Consider the following 5,591-nt stretch of genomic DNA (forward strand, 5'->3'; position numbering starts at 1 on the left):
GGGCAGTGGATATTCTTGTTTCAGGGGTGGGTACGGGCGGCACGATCACCGGCGTCGCCGGCGTGATCAAGCAACGCAAGCCGTCGTTCAAGGCCATTGCCGTCGAACCGGCCGATTCGCCGGTCATCACCCAGAGGCGATCAGGCGAGGAACTCAAGCCCGGCCCGCACAAGATTCAGGGCATCGGCGCAGGTTTCATCCCCGGCGTGCTCGATCTCTCCCTGATCGATGACGTCGTACGTGTTGCCAACGAAGACGCCTTCGCCTGGGCCCGCAAGGCCGCCAGACAAGAGGGCATCTTGTGCGGCATCTCCTCAGGCGCGGCCCTGTGCGCCGCCAACGAGGTTGCCAACCGCCCCGAAAACGCCGGTAAGATGATCGTCGTCATCCTGCCCAGTTGCGGCGAACGTTACCTGTCCACGCCGCTGTTCCACGAAGGATAAGGCGGTTGCCGATCGAACGTACGTTGCTTGGGGGCCGACGTCCTTTCCGAACCTGCTATGTGACAGAGGTCTTCCAGCCGCAGCGCCTCGAAGGGTCGGAGGCAAGCTACGCGGTCTTTTCGAGTGCCGCCGCGTCACTCTGAGATGCGCAGCACCAGGATCCGCAACCTTGGCGATCAATCCTCCTCGTCCGCATCGTCTTCCTCGTCCGGGTCTTCCCACTCTCCGTCATCATCCTCGTCCTCGTCGCTTTCGTCGTCTTCGTCCTCGTCCCATTCCTCATCTTCATCTTCCGGATCGGGATACTGCGGAGGGCTCTCACCTACGCGTTGGGTTACCCTGGGATACTCTCCGGGGGGGATGTTCTCCTCGATCGAGATGACGTTGATCTGGTGCCACCAGTCGTCGCCGTAATCGAACCAATAGCCGAATGCATCTCCGACTTTCAGGCCAAGAGTGCCGATTCTGGTTCGAGTCAGGTCTCCTGCCTGTCGTCTGTCGTACGCATCACGGGCATCCGGTAAGACGTAGCAGCGCGCGCCCGGGTCCTGGGGCCCCTTGCCGCCGATCTGAAACTCGTACATGTGCTCGTCATCACGGTCAAAGGCGTCGAAAATGGCAAAGTGCAGCTTGTCCAACGTCTGATCGCCGCGGATTTGGATGGTGCGGGAGACAACCGGGTTTTCCTTGACGAACTCCTCGGTGACGGGCCCACCGATTAAAAATACCTCCAATGTATACAGTCCGCTCCCGGACGAGGTCTTGGGGTTTTGTTTCTTCGTCTGACGGGTAGCCATGACAGATCTCCAACATTCAGTGAACGGACCCAACACAGACCACGAACCAGAGCATAACTTCTCGGCATGCAAGACGCCAGAGACGACCGACGAATCAACCCGTTTGCATCCGGCCGGCGCGGCCCCCGCCGCAACCCTGCAGCACGCGCCCTGCAACCCGTGAAGGCATCAGCATTTAGAGCTTGTTCTCCCCGGCCCGCGTTTGTTCTTGGTTTGGGGCTAGAATAAGGGAAAGTCGTGGTCGATCACGACGGTTCAAGTCCCGGGACTCTCCGAGGAGGTCACTTCGATGAGATACGTCAGCCGCAAGCTGGGTCCGCTGCTCATTGCGATTGTCGTCGGGTTGCTGCCGGCCGGTTGCGCGTCGACGGAGACGGTCGGGCCCGCTGCCTCGCTGGAAGCACGTACCGATCTGATTCCCGTCGGGCAGAAGGCTCCTGATTTCGACGCTGCCGACCAATCGGGCAAACGCATCCGCCTGGCCGAGCTGCTCAAGAAGAGCAGCGTCGTGCTGATTTTCTATCCCGGTGATTTCACGCCGGGCTGCACGAGACAGCTTTGTGCGGTTCGTGACGACTGGTCGCAGTTTGAAAAGCACGGGATCACGGTTCTTGGCGTCAATCCGGCCGACGCCGTGCAGCACGCCCGCTTCGTCGGCGAAAACCGGTTCCCCTTCTCGCTTATTGTCGACGAGGGTTCAAGCATCACCGCTGCTTATGGCGCCAGGGGACCGGATAGAACGCAGCGCACGGTCTACGCCATTCGTAAAGATGGCAAGGTTGCCCTGGCCGAGCGCGGCTTTGTCGCCCATGAGAAGATTTTCGCGGCGCTCAAGTGACGGCCACGACCGATGAACCGGCCGCGTGGCCTTCAGAACCTTGCGGCCGGATATCTGTGCGGCTTGCGCGCATGCTTCTGGATCACAAGTGCGCTTGGGTTGTGACCCGCAAAAAGGCGGTCCGCCTTGGGAACCACGCAATGGGCTGTGTTTGCGCACCCGTGCCGCCTCTACTACTTGCCGCCGGCGCGGACCGGCTCCTGATCGGCTTCTTTGGCATGAGCCCATCTGGTCAGACGCTTCAAGAGCGAACCCATAGGCGTGGGATGGATGACGCGGTCGATTGTCTTTGTTCCGGGATGGTCCGGAGCCACCTCCAACAGCATCTTATAGTATCGCTCTGCAATCTCATCTTCACCGATGGCCGAAAAATACCTGGCCATGAGACCGTTAAAGGCCACATATTCGCTTACGTGATATCGCTTTCGATCGGTGATCCAGAGGTGAATCGAAAAGCGATTGTCCAGTATCTGCTCCACTCGGCGGATATGCCACCGACGAAGCAGCGCATGGGCATAGTTGATCATCGCAAAGAGATAGTTCGGGAACCGGCTGTACGCCTCCTCAGCCATTTCCTCGGCCTTGGCGTACAGACCGGCATTGGAATAGGCTATCGTCAAGTAATTGTAGACTTTCGGCACCTGCGGAAACTCCCGGGCCAGCCGTTCGAGAATCGGCACCTGGTCCGTGGCCCCTTCCATCACTCTTGAGCCGACCTCCAGGATCATCTCCCGATCCTCGGGACGGAGACGATCCAATGTCGGGTCAGGTATCGGGTCTTCGGTGATTTCGAAACTGAGCATTTCCAGGACAACAGGCTCGCCTTTGTGCCCGCCGGTGGCGATCAGACGCAGTCCGGAAGGAGAAGGCGGACGCTGTGATCGAAGCCTTCTTCGAAGTCTTCTTGATGACACGTGCCGGTGTCTTCGAGACATGAAGGTCACTCCTTGACGCGAGGGCCCGCTTCCAAGCTGACGGACCATAGTGTGCCTTGCGGCGGTCTCCACGTCAACGGCTGCTTCGACAAGAACAGGCCAAAAAACCTATTCCGAAACCCCGAAAACCGACCGGCTGGAGGCCAGTCCCCCACAGGTCAGCAGGCCTTCCGCCGGCGGCCCCAATTCGAGGATTTCCTGGCGTTTCTGATAGAGTTTGGCCCGCTGCCCGTGCACCGCGGCCAGCCGGGCAACCCGGTGCTCGCTGCAATATGAAGTGTTGCCCACGGCCGGACGCCGCGGATGCTCGACCTCGATCCCGCTGCGGGTCACGATCCGGACCCGGTCGGGATACAGGAAGAGCGTGCCGGGAATGCCGATGGCGGTCGGGGGCATGGAATAGCGGATACGCTCGTACTCCACGAAGCCGGTGGTGCCGACGGTCACTGCCACCCGCAGGGGATAGTCATCCGCCGGGGTCGCCAGGGGCGTGAGGCGTTCCCGCTCCGCCTTCATCCGCTCGGCCGGGATCTGGTTGGTGGCCCGGCTGGGGCGCTGCAGGTTGACCTCTTCCAGCCAGGCGATGAGCTGCTGCTCCAGGTCCGCGCGGTCGTGGAACCGGCGGACCTTGAAGAAGCTGCCCTTGACCCAGCCCACCAGGTTCTCGACGGATCCTTTCTGGTTGGCCCGCCGAGGCCGGCACAACTCCACCCCGAAACTGTAGTCCACGGGGACGTGGACGAAAACCGGGTTCCAGTTGATGAACCCCTGGGCACGGCTGAGAACGATCGTCTTGGGATTGTCGAAAACCGCCCGCAGGGGCACACCGCCGAAGGACTCGAAGGCCTTCAGCAACGCCCGGATGAGCGACTCGACTCGCTCATCCGGGACGATGACCACGTGCGTCCATCGCGAGTACTTCAGACGAGAAGCGAAGAAGTGGATCTTCTCGCTCGTGCCGTCGGCATAGGTGACGTTCACACTGCCGAAATCATGTTGGCTGAACTCGCCCGGCACCCCCTCGAACCGCACCTCAGGCCCCTGGTTCTTCCGGGGACGAACGGACCTGACCAACTCGTACACCGCCGACTTGCCCCCGGTGTAACCTAGCGATCGCAGGCGGCTGAACACTTCCACTGTCGGCAGCAACGGCTCGGCTTCCAGGATCCGTTCGGCGTCGCCCTAGAAGGCCTCCACCCGGCTCGGACGCCCGATCTGCCGGGACCCCGGCGTCGGGGCCGACTCCAGGCTCGTGATCGGCGGCTCCTTCAGGATCCGCTGTACCGAACGTTTCCCGACTTTGACCGCGGCCGCGATCTCCTCCAACGTGTGTCCCGCCTGCCGCAATGCCCAAATCTTTACCCGGTCCAACATACTGATCATCCTCCTCGTTCCTCGCGGCGGGGAGCCCCATTGCCCCCGGCCATTGCGAGGCAAAACTGCCGGAAATCACAACCTCACATGTGGTCAGAATTTCCGGAAAGGAGGTGGCCAGAATCTAAGGAACTGGCAGCGCCTTTGGCGGGGAAACCCGCTGAACGGCCTTGATCGCCCAACCTGGACCGGTCGGCATGCCCGCCCAGACTGTCCGCACCCGGCATGCACGGGTCTGTGACAGCTCAGGCGGGGAGACGCTATGGCTTTTCAGAACCGCAACCGTGAGGGAGCGGCCCCATGTGGCATTGGCCGCTCTGCGGCTTGGCCCCTCGCTTACGCTCGGGGTGCTGAAAGAGCCGCCTGAACGGTCATGGATTCGGCATGCACCCAAGGCCGCTTGCCCCGTTGAACGGCGCCTCCCGCAAAGGTATCCTAGTCCGTTGGGGAGGTGGCAGGCGTCCGCCAAACTTGGCTATTGGTTTGGGTTGCCGACGCCTGGTTCGGGCCGTTGATGGTGAGCGTAGCTCAGTTGGTTAGAGCACGAGGTTGTGGTCCTCGGGGTCGGGGGTTCGAGTCCCCTCGCTCACCCTTTTTCCCGCTTGGTGTCCGCGCACGAACGGACCGGGCGCGAACGAGTTAGGTCGAGCGTTTCCCACCCATCGGTTGTCGCGGACGTTCCTTCCACGGGTGATCACGTGCCTGCTTTCGGCAGGCGGCGCAAAAAAAAACCGCCGGCCGCGTTTGCCTTGGCCGGCGGTTTGAAACGTCAGTCGGATAGGTGTGTGCAGGCAGCGACTTCAGCATTACCGCGCTCCATCTTCGAGCCTCGCGGTGTACTCAGCGAATGACGGCCTAAAAACAGCACATCATTCATACGATCAAGCGATTGGCCATTAGTACCGGTCGGCTTAAGACATTTCTGTCCTTACACTTCCGGCCTATCGACCTGGTAGTCTTCCAGGGGCCTACCGACTCCGAAGAGTCGTCGAGACCTCATCTTGAGGGGGGCTTCACACTTAGATGCATTCAGCGTTTATCCTTTCCCAGCATAGCTACCCTGCGCTGCCGCTAGCGCGACAACAGGTACACCAGAGGCTGGTGCCTTCCAATCCTCTCGTACTAGGAAGACATCCTCTCAAGTCTCATACGCCCACGGCAGATAGGGACCGACCTGGCTCACGCCGGTCTGAACCCAGCTCGC

At 61.0% G+C, this 5,591-nt stretch carries 6 protein-coding genes, 1 tRNA gene and 1 rRNA gene; 3 read left to right on the forward strand and 5 right to left on the reverse strand.

Going from position 1 to position 5,591, the window contains the following annotated elements; genetic code table 11:
* Positions 1-443: pyridoxal-phosphate dependent enzyme (locus tag PLL20_21365; protein HPD32550.1), on the forward strand; the 443-nt coding region annotated here is incomplete at its 5' end.
* Between the two features lie 176 nt (positions 444-619).
* Here PLL20_21365 and PLL20_21370 read toward each other — a convergent pair.
* Positions 620-1,240 (reverse strand): plasmid pRiA4b ORF-3 family protein, encoded by a 621-nt coding sequence (locus PLL20_21370; GenBank protein HPD32551.1) that lies wholly within the window; start codon positions 1,238-1,240, stop codon positions 620-622.
* 289 nt (positions 1,241-1,529) lie between these two features.
* Between PLL20_21370 and PLL20_21375 the strand changes: the two genes are divergently transcribed.
* Positions 1,530-2,078, forward strand: a complete 549-nt coding sequence (locus tag PLL20_21375) for a peroxiredoxin (protein HPD32552.1) — start codon at positions 1,530-1,532, stop codon at positions 2,076-2,078.
* Positions 2,079-2,251: 173 nt separating this feature from the next.
* On the opposite strand, the gene PLL20_21380 is transcribed toward PLL20_21375, so the two are convergent.
* The 3 genes from PLL20_21380 to PLL20_21390 form a co-directional block, all read right to left on the reverse strand.
* Positions 2,252-3,013 (reverse strand): hypothetical protein, encoded by a 762-nt coding sequence (locus PLL20_21380; protein ID HPD32553.1) that lies wholly within the window; start codon positions 3,011-3,013, stop codon positions 2,252-2,254.
* A gap of 108 nt (positions 3,014-3,121) precedes the next feature.
* The gene (istA, locus tag PLL20_21385) at positions 3,122-4,162 is read right to left on the reverse strand and encodes an IS21 family transposase (protein HPD32554.1); all 1,041 of its coding nucleotides are present in this window, start codon (positions 4,160-4,162) and stop codon (positions 3,122-3,124) included.
* 33 nt (positions 4,163-4,195) lie between these two features.
* The gene (locus PLL20_21390) at positions 4,196-4,396 is read right to left on the reverse strand and encodes a hypothetical protein (protein ID HPD32555.1); all 201 of its coding nucleotides are present in this window, start codon (positions 4,394-4,396) and stop codon (positions 4,196-4,198) included.
* A gap of 508 nt (positions 4,397-4,904) precedes the next feature.
* Between PLL20_21390 and PLL20_21395 the strand changes: the two genes are divergently transcribed.
* Positions 4,905-4,978: transfer RNA gene (locus tag PLL20_21395), tRNA-His, on the forward strand.
* A 286-nt stretch (positions 4,979-5,264) separates the two neighbouring features.
* On the opposite strand, the gene PLL20_21400 is transcribed toward PLL20_21395, so the two are convergent.
* Positions 5,265-5,591: ribosomal RNA gene (locus tag PLL20_21400) — 23S ribosomal RNA — on the reverse strand; the annotation flags it as partial.

Source organism: Phycisphaerae bacterium (assembly GCA_035384605.1).
In the GTDB taxonomy this organism is placed as follows: Bacteria; Planctomycetota; Phycisphaerae; order UBA1845; family PWPN01; genus JAUCQB01.

Bases quoted from the DNA above. Each gene is read 5' to 3' on its own strand.
- PLL20_21390 (HPD32555.1), bottom strand. From the start codon at position 4,396: ATGATCAGTATGTTGGACCGGGTAAAGATTTGGGCATTGCGGCAGGCG.
- PLL20_21375 (HPD32552.1), top strand. From the start codon at position 1,530: ATGAGATACGTCAGCCGCAAGCTGGGTCCGCTGCTCATTGCGATTGTC.
- PLL20_21380 (HPD32553.1), bottom strand. From the start codon at position 3,013: ATGTCTCGAAGACACCGGCACGTGTCATCAAGAAGACTTCGAAGAAGG.
- PLL20_21370 (HPD32551.1), bottom strand. From the start codon at position 1,240: ATGGCTACCCGTCAGACGAAGAAACAAAACCCCAAGACCTCGTCCGGG.